The organism is Streptomyces sp. NPDC027189, assembly GCF_055566975.1.
This window is the reverse complement of the sequence record NZ_JBVHRI010000001.1, coordinates 432759-450955: the sequence shown is the minus strand read 5'-3', so window position 1 is coordinate 450955 and position 18197 is coordinate 432759. Positions and strand designations below refer to the sequence as shown.

Genomic DNA, 18197 nt, shown 5'->3' with positions numbered 1-18197 from the left:
CCATGTACGGTCGGAACCGACGACTCCAGGGGGGAGTGGTGGGGAGCAACGGGGGAAAAGGACGGATCATGTCGCGAGTGCCAGGGTGGCTCGGCCGGCTGGGCGCCGGACTGACCGAGCTGGGGGAGCGGTTGGACAAGCGCCGCGCCGAGGTGGAGAAGGAGTCGGGGGGCTCCCTCGACTCCGAGGACGCGCTCGGCATCCACGAGGACGAGGCACCACAGGACTCGCCGCTCGCGGCCGCCGGGACATCCGCGCCCGCTGCCGGGAACCCTCCCGAGGACCCTTCCGGGAATCGTCCTCGGAACTCTTCCGCGAGCCGACCCCGGGAAGGCGCTTCCGCGGCTCCCGTCGCGTACGTGCCGGTGGCAGCCGATCGCCCCGACCCCGCCCTCGCCGTGCCGTGGGGTGTGCGGGTCGCGGCCGAGGCCGGCTGGCGGCTGCTCGTGCTCGGGGGCACCGTCTGGGTGTTGATGCGGGTCATCAGCGCCGTACAGCTGGTGGTGCTGGCCTTCGTGGCCGCGCTGCTCATCACCGCGCTGCTGCAGCCGACGGTGGCCCGACTGAAGAGTTACGGAGTGCCGCGCGGGCTGGCCACCGCGCTCACCGCGATCCTCGGCTTCGTCATCATGGGGCTGGTCGGCTGGTTCGTGGTCTGGCAGGTCCAGGAGAACATCGACAACCTCTCCGACCAAGTCCAGGACGGCATCGACGAGTTGCGCAAGTGGCTCCTCAACAGCCCGTTCCATGTGACGGACAAGCAGATCAACGAGATCGCCAAGAACCTGCGCGACGCGATCGGCGCGAACACGGATCAGATAACGTCGGCGGGTCTCGAGGGCGTGACGGTCATCGTGGAGGCGCTGACCGGCATCCTCCTGACGATGTTCTCGACCCTTTTCCTGCTCTACGACGGCAAGCGGATCTGGGAGTGGACCCTCAAGCTCGTCCCGGCCGCCGCCCGGCCAGGTGTCGCGGGCGCGGGGCCGCGGGCGTGGCGCACGCTGACGGCGTATGTGCGCGGGACGGTGATAGTGGCGTTGATCGACGCGACCTTCATCGGCTTGGGCATCTACTTCCTCGATGTCCCCATGGCCGTCCCGCTGGCGGTCTTCATCTTCTTGGGGGCGTTCATCCCGCTCGTGGGTGCCGTGATTTCCGGGGCGTTGGCGGTGGTGGTCGCGCTGGTGACGCAGGGTGTGTTCACGGCGGTGATGACGCTGGTCGTGGTGCTCGCGGTGCAGCAGATCGAGGGCCACATTCTGCAGCCGTTCATTCTGGGGCGGGCGGTTCGGGTCCACCCTCTGGCGGTGGTCCTCTCGGTCGCCGCGGGGGGAATGATCGCCGGAATCGGTGGCGCCGTGGTCGCGGTGCCGCTGGTCGCGGTCACCAACACGGTGGTCGTGTACCTGCGTTCCTACGCCTACGAGGCGGGCCTCCGCCATTCACCGGAGCCCCGGGGCGCCACAGCCGTGGACGCGTCCCCGGCCCACCGGCCGACACCGTAGTCTTCTTCGCCCCCGCCGCTCCTGAAATGGGGCGCGGGGAACTGCGCAAACTTCTGAGCGGAGGTCTGGGGGCGCAGCCCCCAGGTACGGGACGGGCAGGGGCGGAGGGGGTAAAAAAGCCCAAGGCCCCGCCCACCCCCCAGCGGAGGTGGACGGGGCCCAAGAAGGAGCGGGCCTGCAGAGGTTACTCCGCGAGGACCGCCTCCGCGTCCAGCGTCGTGCCGACCGCCTGGATCACGGCCGCGATCTTGAAGGCCTCCTGGATGGTCTCCCGGTCGACCCCCGCCTTGCGGAGCACCTGCTCGTGGGAGTCGAGGCACTGCCCACAGCCGTTCACGGCGGAGACGGCGAGCGACCACAGCTCGAAGTCGACCTTCTCGACACCGGGGTTGCCGATGACGTTCATCCGCAGACCGGCGCGCAGGGTGCCGTACTCGGGGTCCGACAGCAGGTGCCGCGTCCGGTAGAAGACGTTGTTCATCGCCATGACGGCGGCAGCCGACTTGGCGGCGGTGTACGCCTCGGGCGACAGCTGGGCCTTCGCCTCGGGCTCCAGCTCACGCAGCACGCGCGGCGAACGCGAAGCGATGGCGCACGCCAGCACGGTGCCCCACAGCTGCTGCTGCGGGAGATCCGAGTTGCCGATGACCGAGCCCAGGTTCAGGCGCAGGTCCTTCGCGTAGTCCGGTATGGCGGACTTCAGTTCGTCGAGGGCCATGGAGGGTTACTCACCCGCCAGGAGCGCCACCGGGTCGAGGGTGTTCTCGCCCTTGGTCCAGTTGCACGGGCAGAGCTCGTCCGTCTGCAGGGCGTCCAGGACCCGCAGGACCTCCTTGGGGTTACGGCCTACGGAGCCGGCGGTCACCATGGAGAACTGGATCTCGTTGTTCTGGTCGACGATGAACACGGCACGCTTGGCGAAGCCGTCCTCGCCCTCGATGCCGAGGTCACGCATGAGCTCGTGCTTCGAGTCGGCCATCATCGGGAAGGGCAGGTCACGCAGGTCTTCGTGGTCCTTACGCCAGGCGTGGTGCACGAACTCGGAGTCGCCGGAGAAGCCGAGTACCTGGGCGTCACGGTCGGCGAACTCGTCGTTCAGCTTGCCGAAGGCCGCGATCTCGGTCGGGCACACGAAGGTGAAGTCCTTGGGCCACGCAAAGACGATCTTCCACATGCCCTCGTAGGTCTTGTGGTTGATCTGCTCGAACTCCTTGCCCTTCTCCAGCGAGACACAGGCAGTCAGGTCGAACTCGGGGAACTTGTCACCGACAGTGAGCACGCGCTCTCCTTGCAGCGAGGAAACGCCCTTTTTGGGGGCTTTTTCCATGGGTTGGACGTGGTTGATGTTGGCACACGCTGCATTGATTAGGGAAATAGCTACACTCGGTCGTGTTGATCGGCTACAGCTATCAGTGACTATGAGTAAGAGGTGCGGCCATGGCAAGCCCGATGGGCGGCAAGGCGATCTCCAAGGGGAACGGGCGCCGCCAGCCCAGTCTCGCCCAGCTGCGCGCCTTCGCCGCCGTGGCCGAGCATCTGCACTTCCGCGACGCGGCCGCCGCGATCGGCATGAGCCAGCCCGCGCTGTCGGGCGCGGTCTCCGCCCTTGAGGAGACGCTCGGGGTGACCCTGCTGGAGCGTACGACCCGCAAGGTCCTGCTCTCACCTGCAGGCGAGCGTCTGGCCGTACGAGCGAAGGCCGTACTGGAGGCGGTCGGCGCGCTCATGGAAGAAGCCGAGGCCGTCCGCGCGCCGTTCACCGGGGCCCTGCGCCTCGGCGTCATCCCCACCGTCGCGCCCTACCTCCTGCCCACCGTCCTCAAGCTCGTCCACGACCGCTACCCGGACCTCGACCTCCAGGTCCACGAGGAGCAGACGGCCAATCTGCTGGAGGGGCTGGCCGTCGGCCGCCTCGATCTGCTGCTTCTCGCCGTGCCGCTCGGTGTGCCCACCGTCACCGAACTTCCCCTGTTCGACGAGGATTTCGTGCTCGTGACCCCGCTGGACCACTGGCTGGGGGGCAGAGAGGGGATTCCCCGCGAGGCCCTGCGGGAGCTGAATCTGCTGCTGCTCGACGAGGGCCACTGTCTGCGCGACCAGGCTCTCGACATCTGCCGGGAGGCGGGCCGTGCCGACGCCCCCGTCACCACCACCGCCGCAGGTCTGTCCACCCTGGTGCAACTCGTCGCCGGCGGTCTCGGCGTGACCCTCCTCCCGCGTACCGCCGTCAAGGTGGAGACGACCCGCAGCAACCAGCTCCTCACCGGGTACTTCGCGGATCCGGCGCCGACCCGGCGCATCGCCCTGGCGATGCGGGCGGGCGCGGCGCGCGGCGCCGAGTACGAGGAACTGGCCGCAGCGCTCCGGGAAGCGCTGCGGCCGTTGCCCGTACGGGTGTTGTAGATCCGGACGGCCACTGCCGTACGGGTGCGGTGGACCCGGTTACTCCGTGCGCAGTCCGTCCGGCCGCATCAGGCGGATCAGCGGCGGCAGGCTGAGCGCCGTCACCAGCACCACGACACCCGCGCCGATGCCGGTCATCGACAGCACGCCGGCCCAGTCCACGGCCACCGGGGTGCTGGTCATCTTCAGCAGGACCGCGCCCAGGGTAAGGCCGACGATCGACGCCAGCGTGAGGCCCAGCGCGATCGGGATCGCGGTCTGCCACAGCACCGACAGGCTCAGTGTGCGGCGCCGGGTGCCGAAGGCGACCAGCGACGACAGCAGCTTCTTGCGCTCGCGCAGTTGCTCCAGCTGGGAGACCAGCAGGCTCGCGCCGATGAGGATCAGGACGCAGGTCGCGCCGACGAACAGGCCGGTGCGGATGGAGGTGAAGCGGCGGGACTGCTCGCTGGCCGCCCACATCATCGGGTCCGAGAGCGGACTGACGGACGCCGCGGTGTTCCGGACAAGCTCGCGCACGTCCGGTACGGACTCGTCGAGCCTGAGATAGATCTGGCCGGTGACGGTCTGCGCGGCCCGCTCGGGCAGGGCGCTCGGGGTGATCAGGAACCCGCCGCGATACCTGTCGATCGGATTCTTGCGCGCCTGGGCGTACTTCAGGTCCTGCGGCAGTGTCCAGGCGATCTCTTTGCTGCGGGGGAGACCGCTGTACGACGGGTCGATGTACAGCGTGCGGCCCGGCTTGGCCAGCTTCGGCGTATCGGTGTCGTACTGGGCGCCACGCATGGCGAAGACGTCGCCGTCGCGGCACGAGGGCAGCGTCGCCACCTCGCGCAGGGAGGCGCAGTCGCCGACGGTGATGCCGACGGAGAGGTCGGGCTCCGCCTTGCGGTCGCCGAGGTAGCCCTCGGAGTACGCCGTGACCTGGCGCACGCCCTTGGTCTCCGTGAACTTCCGCACGGCCGAGGCGAGCGGGACATCGCTCGGCACCCGCACCTGCATCTGCGCCCGGAAGACGTCCTGGCCCGTCTGCTTGGTGTAGTCGCCCTGGACCCCGGCGAACAGCATCTGCAGAGCGATCGCTCCGGCCACCGCCACCGCGATGCCGTTGACCATCCGGGCCGCCGTGCCGCTGCTCAACTGGAGCCTGCGGACGGCCAGTTGCCAAGCCACTCCGCCGGAGCCGAGCCGGGCGACGACCGCCTCGACGATCCACGGCAGCAGCGCGGTGATGCCGACGAGCAGCAGGACGACGCCGCCGGTCACCATGTACTGGTTGAAGTTCCCGTTGTTCCGGCCCTTCCCGAGCATCGGGTAGAGCATCGCGAGCCCGCCCAGCGGCAGCAGCAGCCGCCACCACAGCCGGCGTCGCGCGGGCCGTGCCGTGCGCACCACGCCGAGCGGCTCGATGACCACGCCGCGCAGGGCGAACAGGGTGACCAGCACCGCCGAAGCCGGGACCGCGACGGCCACCAGCGCGGCCAGCGCGGGCGTCGGGTTCATATAGCTCGGGAACACGCTGACGTCGAGGATCGCGACGGAGCCCGCGATCTGACGGCCGATCAGGAAGAAGCCAGTGCCGAAGACCAGCCCGAGCAGGGCGCCCGAGAGCGCCTCGCCGGCGGCGATCCGACGGGTCATCCGGCTGTCGGACCCGATGAGGCGCAGCGCCGCGAGCCGCCGGTCGCGCCGCTCGCCGCCGAACCGCACGGCCGCCGCGATGAAGACCCCGACGGGCATCAGCAGCACCACGAAGACGACAAGGATCAGCAGGACCATGACGGGGTCCATCCGCTCCGTCGACGGATGCGGATCCCCGAACCGGTCGATACGGGCCACCCTGGCGCCGTCGACCTGCGACGCGAGCCCCTCGCCGTTCCGGTAGAAGGCGAGTTCGGCCGAGCCGATGAGACCGCGCTCGGCGATGGTGCCGACAATGCGGTCCGGCAGCCGCTCCCGCAGCAGCTTCCCGTCGTCCGACGCCAGCAGCCTCTTCAGCGCGGGGGAGACCACCATCTCGCCCTTCGCCGGGAACTCGCTCAGTCCCGGCGGCAGCGGCGCCCGGGCCCCCTCGGGCTCCAACTCCCGCCCGCGGACGTCCTGTTCGCGGAAGGAGGTGTCGACGTTCGCGACGAGGAGGGTGTTGTCGGCCTTGGGCTTACGGGCGTTGCTGTAGGTGATGTCCGTGCGCGCGCTCTCGCGGTCGTGCCGGACCGACAGGGCATTCGGTATCGCCGTCGTGAGCAGCAGCAGTGCCACGCCGAGACCGACGCCGACCGCTGTCAGCAGGACCCGGGTCCAGCCCTCGCGCCCGCCGGTGAAGGCGAACTTGGCCCCCATGGCCAGGTCCCTGGACCACTGACGCACATTCATACGACGCGCTCCATGTCCCGGGACTTGCCGTCGCGCACGACGATCTCGCGGTCCGAGTACGCGGCCACCCGCGCCTCGTGCGTGACGAGCACGACGGCGGCGTTGGTCGAGCGGGCCGCGTCGGTCAGCAACTGCATCACGCGCTCACCGTTGAGCGAGTCGAGCGCGCCGGTCGGCTCGTCAGCGAACAGCACACGCGGGTTGGTGACCAGCGAACGGGCCACCGCCACGCGCTGGCCCTGACCGCCGGAGACCTCGCCGGGCCGTTTGCCCTTGAGGTCGTCGACCTCCAGCTGCTGCATCCACGACAGGGCGGTGCGCTCGGCCTCCTTGCGCCCGGTGCCGTTCAGCCGCAGCGGCAGCGCGACATTCTCGACACAGGTCAACTCGGGCACGAGCTGCCCGAACTGGAACACGAACCCGAACTCGCTGCGCCGCAGCGCACTGCGCTGGGCGTCGCTCATGCCGGCCATCTCCCGGCCGTTGTACGTGATCGATCCCGAGTCGGGCGGCACGATCCCGGCGAGGCAGTGCAGCAGGGTGGACTTGCCGGAGCCGGAGGGGCCCATCACGGCGACGACCTCGCCGGGATGGATGGAGAACTCCGCGCCGTCGAGCGCGGTGGTCGGTCCGTACGTCTTGCGAAGCTCCGACGCGGCGAGCAGGGAGCCGGGGGGAGGAGTCATCGGGTCGTCACCGCCTCGGCGAGCTTGTCGAGGCGCGCGGCGGTGAGCTCCAGCCACCGCAGGTCCGCCTCCAGATGGAAGAGGGCGTGGTCGCAGATCAGCTGATCCGCGAGGTCGCCCTTGCGCTTGCGGTCGGTCAGGATGCGCATCATGCGCAGGTGCTCCGAGCGCTGCGTGTCGAGGATCTCGCTCGCGTTGCGGTGCGTGAGCAGTGCGAGGACGACCTTCGTGTAGAGGGTCGACTGGAGGTACGGCTCGGGCTTCTCCGGCGTCGCGAGCCACCGCTGTACGTCGGTGATCCCGGCCTCGGTGATCGCGTAGCGCTTCCGCTCGGGGCCGCCGCCCGCCTCTATCCCGTCGACCTCGACGAGCCCGTTCTTGAGCAGTCGCGACATCGTCGAGTAGACCTGGCCGTAGTGCAGCGGCCGGTCGTGACCGAACTTTTCGTCGAAGGCCCGCTTCAGGTCGTAACCGTGACGGGGGCCGGACTCCAGGAGCCCTAGGAGGGTGTGACCGATGGACATGCGGAGCACTCTACACAGGGCGTATACACCCTGCGTATACACGGGGCGAATAGATCATGGAGAGGTCCGTGGTTCCGCAGGTCAGGGCTGATTGTCACGGTTCTGTCACCGGCTTTTCTCGCCCCCTCCGCCCCTGCCCTCCCCCACTCTCGGCTTCGCTCGAGCGGGGGACCCCCATCGTCCCTGGGGGCTGCGCCCCCAGGCCCCCCTAAAAGATCGCGCAGTTCCCCGCGTCCCTAAAAAGGGGCGCGGGGAACTGCGCGACCAGCCCCCACCCACCCGCAGCCGAAAGGCTGGTCGGGACGGGTAGGGGCGGAGGGGCGAAAACCCCCACGGTTCTCCTAGCTCTCCGGCTCGCCGGAAGTTGGCGGGCGCCCCCGGCGGGGGATCGGTCCGGCCCCGTCGGGCAGGCGGCCGGACTCGGCCAGGGCCCTGCGCAGCAGGAACTCGATCTGGGCGTTGGCGGAGCGCAGTTCGTCCCCGGCCCAGCGGGCCAGCGCCTCGTACACCAGCGGATCCAGCCGCAGCAGCACCTGCTTGCGCTGCTGCGGCTGCCGCCGGGGTGAGGACCCCTCGGAAGGAGCCGTCACGGGTAAAGGGACCCGGTGTTCAGGACCGGCTGCGCCGCACGGTCCCCGCACAGCACCACCATCAGATTCGACACCATCGCCGCCTTCCGTTCGGAGTCCAGCTCCACGATGTTCCTCCCCCACTGGCTACAGGAGTGGGAGGTGCCCCCGTGGGGGGGGGGCTGACCCAGCGCAGTCCGTCCTGGCGGATCGTTCCGCGGTAGCGCCCGAAGAGCTGGACGACGCGGGCCTCTCCGGGCGCGACGGTGTTCAGACCGGACATCGCGAAGAACGCGGCGATGCCGACCAGGATGCCGACGGTGATCAGCGGGGCCTTGGCGCCGCTCGCCTGCGCCACGCCGCCGTCGAGGGGGATGAGAGCGGCGCCCGGCAGCAGCCAGACAAGGCCGAGCAGCAGTGTGAGCCCCCCGCCGATGCTGTGCGCGGCGAACTCGCGGACGCGCGGAGCGGGCGTCCCTGGCGCATCGGCCGTGGGTGAGGAGGTGGGCGAGTCGTGCGTGGACATAGGTGATCCCCGCTTCGATCGCTCCTGCGGCATAGCTTTGGTCTAGCTAAGTGATAACACTTTACTCATCCCAGCAACCTTCCACCCCACTTACTCGTCGGATTTGTTGGGGCGGGTGCGCGTGGCGTGCTGATTGTCACGTCCGGAAAAGACCGGATCGGCGGCCCTTTGTCATAGCGCGCGGTGTTAGCTTTCTGAGCTGACCTGAGCGACGAACCTGTGTGCCACACGAGAGTGAAGCGGAGCGGATCGACCCATGGGACGAGCGGAAGAGAGACGAGCGCGGCAGGCGCGGGGCCGCCGCGCGGCGCCCAAGCGCTCGTCCGGGGCGACGGCCAACGCGTCGGCCGGAGCGTCGGCCGGGGGCAAGTCCGGCCGCACCGGCGGGAAGAGCCGCCGCAGCGGCATACGCCGGTTCGTCAACTGGAAGACGATCCTCGGCACGTTCTTCGGACTCTGCCTGCTCGGCATGGGCGCCTTCATCGTGCTCTACATGGTCGTCAGCGTCCCCGAGGGCAACGCGGCCGCGAAGCAGCAGAGCAACATCTACGAGTACAGCGACGGCACGCTGCTCGCCCGCACCGGTGACGTCAACCGCGAGATCGTGGACCTGGACAAGGTGCCCAAGGGGGTCCAGAAGACCTTCGTCGCCGCGGAGAACAAGTCGTTCTACAAGGACGCGGGCGTCGACCTCAAGGGCACGGCCCGAGGTCTGATCAACACCCTGTCCGGCAAGGGCAAGCAGGGTGGTTCGACGATCACCCAGCAGTACGTGAAGAACTACTACCTCAGCCAGGACCAGACCGTCACGCGCAAGCTGAAGGAACTGGTCATCTCGTTGAAGGTGGACCGCCAGAAGTCCAAGGACGACATTCTCGCGGGCTACATCAACACCAGTTACTACGGAGAGGGCGCCTACGGCATCCAGGCCGCGGCGCAGGCGTACTACCACGTCGACGCGAGCGATCTCACGGTCGAGAAGGGCGCGTACCTCGCCTCGCTGCTGCAGGCCCCGAGCCAGTACGACTGGGCGAACGCAACGGACACCGGCAAGAGGCTCGTCAAGGCCCGCTGGAACTACACCCTCGACAACATGGTCGAGGAGGGCTGGCTGGACTCCGCCAAGCGCCAGACCATGAAGTTCCCGGTGCCCAAGCCCCCCAAGGCCGCGCCGGGCATGGAAGGGCAGACCGGCTATCTGGTGAAGGCGGCGGAGAGCGCGCTGGCGAAGCAACTCCTCGCGGAGGGCACGGCGCCCAGCCTCGACGACGCCCAGGCGATGGTCAACGCGGGCGGCTGGACCGTGAAGCTCAACATCGACAAGAAGAAGCAGTCGTTGCTCGAGAAGACCGTCAAGGCGCAGCTGACCAGCAAGCTGAACCCGAAGAAGCGCAAGGTCGACGCCGACATCCAGGCCGGTGCCGCGTCCGTCGACCCGAGGACCGGCAAGGTCCTGGCGATGTACGGCGGTCAGGACTACGTCAAGCACTACTACAACAACGCGACCCGCCGTGACTACCAGGTCGCGTCGACCTTCAAGCCGCTGATCTTCGCGGCTGCGCTGGACGAGCAGGCCAAGACCCAGAGCGGCAAGCCGATCATGGCGAACACGATCTACGACGGCACGAACCGGCGCCCGGTCGTGGGCAGCGACATCGCCTTCTCGCCGCCGAACGAGGACGAGCGCAGCTACGGCGACGTCACCGTCCAGACCGCGACCAACAAGTCCATCAACTCCGTCTTCGCGCAGATGGGCGTCGACGTCGGGATGGACGAGGTGCTGAAGGTCGCGGGCAAGCTCGGCATGGACACCAAGGGACTGCAGGCGGTGCCCGCGCAGACCCTCGGTTCCATGGGGGCGAGCCCGCTGGAGATGGCCGGCGTGTACGCCACGCTCGACAACCACGGCAAGAAGGTCACCCCGGCCCTCATTGCCTCGGCCGAGCACAAGGACCGTGCGGTCAAGTTCCCCGACCCGATCGGCGACCCGGTCATCAGCGAGGAGGCCGCCGACACGGTCACCTCGGTGCTGACCGGTGTGGTCGACGACGGTACGGCCCGCGTCTCGGTGCGGGACAACCCGAACCGCGACGGCCAGCAGGTCGCCGGCAAGACGGGTACGTCCGACAACAACAAGTCGGCCTGGTTCACTGGCTACACGCCGAACCTGGTCACCTCGGTCGGCCTGTTCGGCGAGGGCGCGGTCGGCAGCGCCAATGCGGGCAAGCAGGTCTCCATGAAGGGCGCCACGGGCCTGGTCGCGGAGAGCGGCCGTGTCAACGGTGGTGGCTTCCCGGCCCAGATCTGGGCGGCGTACACCTTCGACGCGATGGGCAAGGTCAGCGAGTTCGACCTGAACACCACGTCGGGCGCCGCGGTGGAGCCCACCGAGACGCCCACGTTCACGCGGACGCCTTCGAGTACCCCCTCGTCGACGCCGACCACCGAGGAGCCGTCGACCGAGCCGCCGACGAGCAGCAGCCCGCCGACTCCGACGGACGAGCCGACGACGACGGAGCCGACGACCACGAAGCCGACCACGCCGACGGGCACGCCGACCGACGGAGTCCCGGACAATCCGCTGGATCCGAACAGTCAATAGCGAGGCAGTCATTCAGCGTGCGAAAGGGGTGCCCGGTAATCCACCGGGCGCCCCTTTTTATCGAAGTACGTCCCGACGTACGTCGTCAACACCGAGGCGAACTCGTCGGCGGCGGCGTTCTACTGGATCCTCATGCAGAAGCTGCCGTACCCCCCGGGACCACACATCGCCGCTGAACCATCTGGCGAACTCCGACGGCCAGAAGGCGAATCGCAACGTCAATCTGCCCCAAGAGCGGTCCGGACAAGTGGGTGCCCGACCCCGATTCAAAGCCGCCGCACAGCACGTCGAGCTGTGACGAGTACCCCTTCGCGGCGACCTGTCAGAGCGGTGGCATGCCTCCGCAGGTGGTGAGTTCGGGCAAGGAGTGCACCCAGCTCTACGCCAAGCCGCTCAGCACGGGATGGACGCTGCTCGGGGCCGGCACGAGGAACGACGGCCCCGGCACGCTACACGGCGGGAGTGACGCACGGTCGTGCCGCCCGGGGCGGACGTGGTCATCACAAGGAACACCATGGCCACCACGCCCGCAATCGACTACATCGTCGCGGACTCCGGCGCGGTCCGCGGCCCTCGACAGGGAGGGAGTGACACGTTTCTTCTCCCCGGGGGCCCGTTCCCCTCTCCCGGGCCCCCACGACCAATTCCCGTGTGTTCAGCCTCCGTTGACGTTGTGGGAGATCCGGTCACCGATCTCCTTGTCGATGTTGCGCCAGTACTGCACCGCGCGGTCCAGGACCGGGCGCGACACATCGGCCTTCAGGTGCCCGCTGACGTTCGAGACGAGCCTGTCTCGGGCCGCGTCGTCGAGGACCTGGCGGACCATCGTGCCCGGCTGGCCCCAGTCGTCGTCCTCGCGGTGCAGCTTGTACGCCTCGCGCACCAGCTCACCGGCGGTCTGCCAGCTCGCCGGGTCGCCGAAGCGCCCGTAGTCGGCCGCGGGACCACCGTAGGAGTTGGGCGCATACGGGCGGGCCGCGTTCGACGGCTCGTAGCGCATCGGGCCGTCCTTGGCGTACGAGTTGAGCGGGGCGTGCGGCCGGTTCGGTGGCAGCTGGGCGTAGTTGGGGCCGATCCGGTACCGGTGGGTGTCCGGGTACGAGAACAGCCGGCCCAGCAGCATCTTGTCCGGCGAGGGGCCGATGCCCGGCACCAGGTTCGAGGGCTCGAAGGCGGCCTGCTCGATGTGGATGAAGTAGTCCTCGGGGTTCTTGTCGAGGGTCATCCGGCCGACGTCGATCAGCGGGTAGTCCCCGTGCGGCCAGACCTTGGTCAGGTCGAACGGGTTGAACCGGTAGTCCGCCGCGTCCTCGAACGGCATGATCTGGACCTTCAGGCTCCAGGTCGGCGCGTTCCCGGACTCGATCGACTTATACAGGTCCCGGCGGTGCAGGTCCGCGTCCGTCCCGGCCAGCTCGTCGGCCTCGGCCTGGGTGAGGAAGTCGATGCCCTGGTCGGTCTTGAAGTGGTACTTCACCCAGAACTGCTCACCGGCGCCGTTGATCCACATGTAGGTGTGGGAGCCGTAGCCGTTCATGTTGCGGTACGTCTTCGGGATGCCGCGGTCGCCCATGAGCCACGTCACCATGTGCGCGGACTCGGGCGAGAGCGTCCAGAAGTCCCACTGCATGTCGTTGCTGCGCAGCCCGGTCGCCGGGTGGCGCTTCTGTGAGCGGATGAAGTCCTGGAACTTGATCGTGTCACGGACGAAGAAAATCGGGGTGTTGTTGCCCACAAGATCGTAATTGCCGTGCTCGGTGTAGAACTTGAGCGCGAAGCCGCGGGGGTCGCGCCAGGTGTCCGGCGAGCCCTGCTCGCCGGCGACGGTGGAGAAGCGGGCCAGCATCTCGGTGCGCCTGCCCGGCTGGAAGAGATCTGCCTTGGTGAACTGACTGACATCGTTGGTGACTTCGAAGAATCCGTACGCGCCACTGCCCTTGGCGTGCACCACGCGCTCGGGTACCCGTTCCCGGTTGAACTGGGCCATCTTCTCGATGAGGTAGTGGTCCTGGAGCAGGATCGGGCCGTCGGGTCCGACGGTGAGCGAGTGTTCGTCGCTCTCCACCGGTATTCCGACGTTGTTCGTGGTGTACGGAGCCTTCTGGGGTGCCTGCGTCACGAGCGTCCTCCCGTCGAAGAAGAGGGTCGGTTAGGTCGCTTCGCTCACCCCAGCAGTCAACTCCGCCGACAGGATGTCGGCAACATTTGGACTGGGTCCAACTCCGGCACGGTTCTGAACGACTGCCGGGGGCGCCCCGCGCGGGTACCCCTCAGCCGCGGTTCAATTCGAACCAGACCACCTTTCCGGTGCTCAACCGGGTCGCGCCCCACCGTCTGGCCAGTTTGTTCACCAGGTAGAGCCCACGCCCGCCCTCGTCCGTGACGCGCGCCTGCCGTAGCCGCGGCAGCTGCGGCACGTCGTCGCCGACCTCGCAGCGCAGCACGTCCGTCCGCAGCAACCGCAGTGTCACCGGTCGTGACGCATAGCGCACGGCGTTCGTCACCACCTCGCTGACGAGCAGCTCCACGGAGTCGGTCATGTCCTCCAGGCCCCAGCGGGACAGCGCGCGACGGGCCAGCCGACGGGCCCGCCCCGGGGCCGCGTCCTCCGGCTCCAGGAACCAGTAGGCGACATCGCTCGGCGCGATCCCGTCGAAGCGGGCGGCGAGCAGCGCGATGTCGTCGTCCCGGTCGCCCGGGCCGAGCATGTCGAGCACCTCGTCGCACAGCGCTTCGAGCGGCGGCGGATGGTCGGGGCCGGTCAGCTGCGCGGTGGCCGCGAGCCGCTCCCTCAGTTGCTCTATGCCGGTCCACACGTCGCGCAGGCGGGACTCGACAAGACCGTCCGTGTACAGCAGCAGTGTGGCGCCCGCGGGCGCGTCCAGCTCCACCGCCTCGAAATCCACCCCGCCTACACCGATGGGGGCACCCGGCGGCACCCGGAGCACCTCGGCCCGCCCGCCCAGGTGCAGCAGGACCGGCGGCGGATGGCCCGCGTTGGCGATGGTGATGCGGTGCGATACCGGGTCGTAGACCGCGTACAGGCAGGTCGCCATGCGGTCGGTGCCGAGCCGCTGCGCCTGCTCGTCGAGGTGGTGCAGCACTTCCTGCGGCGGCAGATCGAGCCCGGCGAGGGTCTGCGCGGTCGTCCGCAGCTGGCCCATGATGGCCGCCGACGTCATCGAGTGGCCCATGACGTCACCGACGACGAGGGCGACGCGGCTGCCCGGCAGCGGGATCGCGTCGTACCAGTCACCGCCGACGCGCGCGGTCTCCGCGGCCGGCAGATACCGGGACGCCAGCCGGACGCCCGTGGGCCGCGGCAGCGTCTCGGGCAGCATCGTGCGCTGCAGCTCGTCGGCGATGTACGCCTCGCGCCCGTACAGCACCGCCTTGTCGATGCCGAGCGCGCTGTGCGTGGCGAGCTGGGCGGCGACCAGCAGGTCGTCGGCCTCGAAGGCGAGCCGCTCCGGACGGCGCAGGAAGAGCGCCGCGCCGATCACCCGGCGGCGACCGCGCAGCGGAGCCAGGATCGCGCGCTGCCCGCTCGGCACGGCCAGGTCGTCGCCGAGCAACTCGGGCAGCGCGGCGCGGGCTGCGGGCGCGTCCGCGAACACGGGCCGGACACCGCGCAGCACCTCGGCGAGGGCGCCGCCGGGGCGCACCTCGCACAGCTCGGCGGTCATCGCCTGCAGCTCGCTGGGCTCGGGTTGCAGCGCGGGCATGAAGCCGCCGTCGGTGTCCCGCTCCTCGGGGATCCGGTCGGTGCGCCGCAGCCGCAGCACGACGGGGCCGGTGGGCCGCTCGTCGCCGACGGGCAGCGGGTCGCGCAGATAGACGAGGATCGCGTCGGAGAACGTCGGCACGGTGGCCCGGCACAGGCCCATCACGATCTCGTCCAGGTCGATGCCCCGGGCGATCCGACGGGTCGCGGCGCCCACGAAGCGCAGCCGGTCGCCGTCGCGCCGCATCGGCATCGGGCCACCCGGCGGCAGCCCCTGCCCGGTGCGCCGGTCCTTGCCGCCGGGGCTCCCCGACTGCCGGTCCTGCTCGTTGGCCGGCTGTGCCGGAATGGCCTCGGGAGCGGGCCGCGGGCGGTGCGGATCGGGCTCGGCGGCCGAGGGCTGGGAGTGCTCGGAGCCGGGGGAGGCGGGCGGCGGCGTGGGCGCGCCGGTGCCGGGGACCGGGGCGGAGCCGGAGGAAGGGGACATGTCGGTGCCGGCGGAGGTCTGACCGCCGGTGGCGCCGTGCTTGCCGCACGACGTGGTCGTACCGGGACCCTTGGGTGCGTCGCCGGTGCGGGCCTGGACGGGTAACGCGGTGGCGCCCGGCAGCGGGGACGGCTGCTCCGGGGTACGCAGGAGCGCCCCGCGGGGGTCCGCGGGGGCAGGCGGCCGGCCGGCGCCGGGCTGGCGGCGCTCGTGCGAGGTGGGGTGCTCCGTCACGCGTGTCGAATCCATCCGTCCGGGGCTGCGCGCCGTGCGTGCAGTTCGTCCCGCAGCCCCGATACCCGGAATGTGTGTCCCAGGAACGGAATCTGCGCGTCGTCGGGGCCTGGCCCCACGACGGGCGCGGCCGCCATGGCGGGCCCGCGCGGTCGGCACGGCCATATGCGGGCCGCGCCGTCGTGGCCCTCGTACCCCTCGCTCACGTCCTGCCGCCCCTCGGTGACGTATGGTCAAGCCCAGTTCGTACTGCGGGAGTTGTTGCTGCCGTGCGCCCTTGCGGAAGACGATCCTACGGTTGTACCACGGGGGCGCATCAAGGGTCTCATGAGGACACGTGCGCGGGCGTACGGTCCCAGTCATCGGGCAGGGCGGGAACCGGCCACGACGGATCCGGGCGCCAGTGCTGCCAGCCGTCCGAGAACGGCGCGCCCCAGGCGCGGATCACGTCCACCGCCGACCACCCCGCTTCCCTTACCTGTGCGGCCAGTTGAGCATCCATCAGGCCGGCTCGCTGCGCCATCGCGAACTCGTCCTCGTCGAGCCAGCGCCAACTCTGGTCCGGGTGGACGGAGATGTCCAGGAAGTGATCCTCGGAGTCGACCCCGCTCTCCCAACGGGCCAGCGGGGTCTCAAGGTTCACGTACCAGTTCTTGAAACGCCAGCCCGGCTCCCAGAAGAGCCACACCGACCAGGCCTCGCCGGGCCGCGCCAACTTCAGCACCCCGGTGCCGAACCAGCGGTCGCGCCGCACCGCGCGCGGCTTGGTGTAGCGCGACTCCAGCGGCTCCCCGTGCACCGGCGTACCGTCGGCGAGCACCGGTTTCACACACTCCGTGCCCGGCGCCATCCACACCGCGAGCAGCTCGTCGTCGTCCCGTACGACGGTCACGGGGCGGCAGATGTGAAAGCGCGGGCCGGCGTTCTCCCGGTACCGCCACAGGATCTGACTCCCGGGGGCCCAGTGCGCCGTCGGCCCGCCCGCTTCCACGTCACTCACCGCTCCACCATCTGCCATGACCAGATATTAGGTGCCCCGGGCATACGACGCTGCGGCGCGCGTCACGGTTCTCGGCACCGGACACAGGACGTCACGGAGGTGTCATCAGGCGTCTTCCGAAGGGGTGAACGCCGTTACGGACGCGTCATCCGCAGGACATCCAGCGCCTCGTCGAGCTGTTCCAGCGTGAGGTCACCGCGCTCCACATATCCGGACTCCAGGACGACTTGGCGAATCGTCTTCCGCTCCGCGAGCGCCTTCTTGGCCACCTTGGCGGCCTCCTCGTACCCGATGTACTTGTTGAGCGGTGTGACCACGGACGGTGACGACTCGGCGTACTCGCGCGCCCGCTCGCGGTGCGCGACGATCCCGTCGACGGTGCGGTCGGCGAGCAGCCGCGAGACGTTGGCGAGCAGCCGGATCGACTCCAGGACGTTCTTGGCGATGACGGGCAGCATCACGTTCAGCTCGAAGTTGCCCGCGGCCCCGGCGACGGCGACCGTCGCGTCGTTCCCCATCACCTGGGCGGCGACCATCAGCACGGCCTCGGGGATGACGGGATTGACCTTGCCGGGCATGATCGAGGACCCCGGCTGGAGGTCGGGAAGGCTGATCTCGGCCAGTCCGGTCCGCGGCCCCGACGCCATCCACCGGAGGTCGTTGGCGATCTTGGTCAGCCCGACGGCGATGGTGCGCAGCTGCCCGCTGGTCTCGACGATTCCGTCGCGCGCCCCCTGCGCCTCGAAGTGGTCGCGCGCTTCGGTGAGCGGCAGCCCGGTGTCCCGGGCCACCTCCGCGATGACGGCGGCGGAGAACCCGGGCGGGGTGTTGATCCCGGTGCCCACGGCCGTCCCCCCGAGCGGCAGCTCGGCCAGCCGCGGCAGTGAGGCCCGGAGCCGCTCCACCCCGTAGCGCACCTGGGCCGCGTACCCGCCGAACTCCTGCCCCAGCGTCACCGGCGTCGCGTCCATCAGGTGCGTACGCCCGGACTTCACGACGTCGGCGAACTCCTCGGACTTCCGCGCGAGCGAGCCGGCGAGGTGCTCCAGCGCGGGGATGAGATCGCGGGTGACGGCGGCGGTGGCGGCGATGTGGATCGAGGAGGGGAAGACGTCGTTCGACGACTGAGACGCGTTCACATGGTCATTGGGGTGTACGTCCCTGCCGAGCCGCTCGCTCGCGAGCGTGGCGATGACCTCGTTGGTGTTCATGTTGGAGGACGTGCCGGATCCCGTCTGGAAGACGTCGATGGGGAAGTGCGCGTCCCAGCGCCCCTCGGCGACCTCACGGGCCGCCTCCTGGATCGCCTCCGCGACGTCCTTGTCGATCACACCCAGCTCGCCGTTCACCTTCGAGGCGGCCGCCTTGATCCGGGCGAGGGCCTCGATGTGGGCACGCTCCAGCTGCTGCGCGGAGATCGGGAAGTTCTCCACGGCCCGCTGTGTCTGGGCCCGCCACTTCGCGTCGGCGGGGACGCGGACCTCACCCATGGAGTCGTGCTCGATCCGGTACGGGGCTTCTGCCTGCTCATCGGCCATTGCCGATCACCTCCAGTGAGGAC

Annotated in this window: 13 protein-coding genes and 2 pseudogenes; 3 read left to right on the top strand and 12 right to left on the bottom strand. The window is 69.5% G+C overall.

The annotated features are described in order from the left end of the window. The first annotated feature begins 68 nt into the window (after positions 1–68). Complete coding sequence (locus tag ACZ4RZ_RS02055) at positions 69–1508, top strand: AI-2E family transporter (protein WP_467741102.1); 1440 nt, start codon at positions 69–71, stop codon at positions 1506–1508. Between the two features lie 184 nt (positions 1509–1692). On the opposite strand, the gene ACZ4RZ_RS02050 is transcribed toward ACZ4RZ_RS02055, so the two are convergent. Both ACZ4RZ_RS02050 and ACZ4RZ_RS02045 read right to left on the bottom strand, forming a co-directional pair. After that, the gene (locus tag ACZ4RZ_RS02050; protein WP_467741100.1) at positions 1693–2226 is read right to left on the bottom strand and encodes an alkyl hydroperoxide reductase; all 534 of its coding nucleotides are present in this window, start codon (positions 2224–2226) and stop codon (positions 1693–1695) included. 6 nt (positions 2227–2232) lie between these two features. Further along, positions 2233–2787 carry a peroxiredoxin gene (locus ACZ4RZ_RS02045; protein WP_467741098.1) on the bottom strand — a complete coding sequence of 185 codons (555 nt, stop codon included), beginning with the start codon at positions 2785–2787 and terminating at the stop codon, positions 2233–2235. A gap of 158 nt (positions 2788–2945) precedes the next feature. Here ACZ4RZ_RS02045 and ACZ4RZ_RS02040 point away from each other — a divergent pair, with 158 nt between their 5' ends. After that, the gene (locus ACZ4RZ_RS02040) at positions 2946–3911 is read left to right on the top strand and encodes a LysR substrate-binding domain-containing protein (RefSeq protein WP_467741096.1); all 966 of its coding nucleotides are present in this window, start codon (positions 2946–2948) and stop codon (positions 3909–3911) included. Between the two features lie 39 nt (positions 3912–3950). Here the strand turns inward: ACZ4RZ_RS02040 and ACZ4RZ_RS02035 are convergent, their stop codons facing one another. The 6 genes and pseudogenes from ACZ4RZ_RS02035 to ACZ4RZ_RS02010 all read right to left on the bottom strand — a co-directional run. Continuing rightward, entirely contained in the window at positions 3951–6284 is a 2334-nt protein-coding gene (locus ACZ4RZ_RS02035) for an ABC transporter permease (RefSeq protein ID WP_467741094.1), read from the bottom strand. Further along, positions 6281–6970: an ABC transporter ATP-binding protein gene (locus ACZ4RZ_RS02030; RefSeq protein WP_467741092.1), complete on the bottom strand. Its 690-nt coding sequence runs from the start codon at positions 6968–6970 to the stop codon at positions 6281–6283. The genes ACZ4RZ_RS02035 and ACZ4RZ_RS02030 overlap by 4 nt, the downstream gene beginning before the upstream one ends. Then, entirely contained in the window at positions 6967–7494 is a 528-nt protein-coding gene (locus ACZ4RZ_RS02025; protein ID WP_362031506.1) for a PadR family transcriptional regulator, read from the bottom strand. Before ACZ4RZ_RS02025 ends, ACZ4RZ_RS02030 begins: the two co-directional genes overlap by 4 nt. 341 nt (positions 7495–7835) lie before the next feature. Next, positions 7836–8135 carry a type II toxin-antitoxin system antitoxin gene (locus ACZ4RZ_RS02020; protein WP_467741090.1) on the bottom strand — a complete coding sequence of 100 codons (300 nt, stop codon included), beginning with the start codon at positions 8133–8135 and terminating at the stop codon, positions 7836–7838. Beyond that, positions 8081–8197, bottom strand: a pseudogene (locus ACZ4RZ_RS02015) (SPFH domain-containing protein); the annotation flags it as partial. The gene ACZ4RZ_RS02020 and the pseudogene ACZ4RZ_RS02015, both read right to left, overlap by 55 nt. 44 nt (positions 8198–8241) lie before the next feature. Continuing rightward, positions 8242–8589: pseudogene (locus tag ACZ4RZ_RS02010) on the bottom strand (SPFH domain-containing protein); the annotation flags it as partial. A gap of 256 nt (positions 8590–8845) precedes the next feature. On the opposite strand from ACZ4RZ_RS02010, the gene ACZ4RZ_RS02005 reads away from it, so the two are divergent. After that, a complete protein-coding gene (locus ACZ4RZ_RS02005) occupies positions 8846–11191 on the top strand; it encodes a transglycosylase domain-containing protein (RefSeq protein WP_467741088.1) in 2346 nt (781 codons plus the stop codon). A gap of 655 nt (positions 11192–11846) precedes the next feature. Here ACZ4RZ_RS02005 and ACZ4RZ_RS02000 read toward each other — a convergent pair. The 4 genes from ACZ4RZ_RS02000 to ACZ4RZ_RS01985 form a co-directional block, all read right to left on the bottom strand. Beyond that, on the bottom strand, positions 11847–13310 hold the full coding sequence (locus ACZ4RZ_RS02000; protein WP_467741086.1) for a catalase: 1464 nt from the start codon (positions 13308–13310) through the stop codon (positions 11847–11849). A 151-nt stretch (positions 13311–13461) separates the two neighbouring features. Next, positions 13462–15651 carry a SpoIIE family protein phosphatase gene (locus tag ACZ4RZ_RS01995; RefSeq protein ID WP_467741084.1) on the bottom strand — a complete coding sequence of 730 codons (2190 nt, stop codon included), beginning with the start codon at positions 15649–15651 and terminating at the stop codon, positions 13462–13464. Between the two features lie 310 nt (positions 15652–15961). Further along, positions 15962–16654 (bottom strand): cytidylyl-2-hydroxypropylphosphonate hydrolase, encoded by a 693-nt coding sequence (gene fomD, locus ACZ4RZ_RS01990; protein WP_467741082.1) that lies wholly within the window; start codon positions 16652–16654, stop codon positions 15962–15964. Between the two features lie 116 nt (positions 16655–16770). Continuing rightward, a complete protein-coding gene (locus ACZ4RZ_RS01985) occupies positions 16771–18174 on the bottom strand; it encodes a class II fumarate hydratase (RefSeq protein ID WP_467741081.1) in 1404 nt (467 codons plus the stop codon). Positions 18175–18197: the final 23 nt, after the last annotated feature.